The sequence below is a fragment of the Streptomyces bicolor genome (assembly GCF_000719285.1).
Classification (GTDB): Bacteria; Actinomycetota; Actinomycetes; order Streptomycetales; family Streptomycetaceae; genus Streptomyces; species Streptomyces bicolor.
Map to the genome: position 1 here is coordinate 1 of NZ_JOFS01000132.1, position 327 is coordinate 327.

Consider the following 327-nt stretch of genomic DNA (forward strand, 5'->3'; position numbering starts at 1 on the left):
GAGATCACCGAAGAACTGCGTGGGGAGATCCGCCGCCATGGCCAGCACTGACACGACACCCGCCAAGGACGGCAACGACCTCGCCGGACTCGAAGCCGGCCTGGACGCCCTGGAAACGGTCCAGACCAGCCGCACCCCGTTCCGCAAGACCCTGACCCAGAAGATCCTGCCACCCATCGTCGCCATCGCCCTCGTGCTGGGCGTCTGGCAGTTCCTGGTCTCCTCCGGCATCGTCGACGACCCGACCAAGCTCCCCGCACCGGCCGACGTGTGGGGCGAACTGCGCGCATCCTGGCTGCAGGGCACCCTCCTCGACTACATCTGGAC

Annotated in this window: 1 pseudogene; it reads left to right on the top strand. The window is 67.6% G+C overall.

From position 1 onward, the window contains the following. Positions 1-37: 37 nt before the first annotated feature. A pseudogene (locus IF78_RS0142970) lies at positions 38-327 on the top strand (ABC transporter permease); the annotation flags it as partial.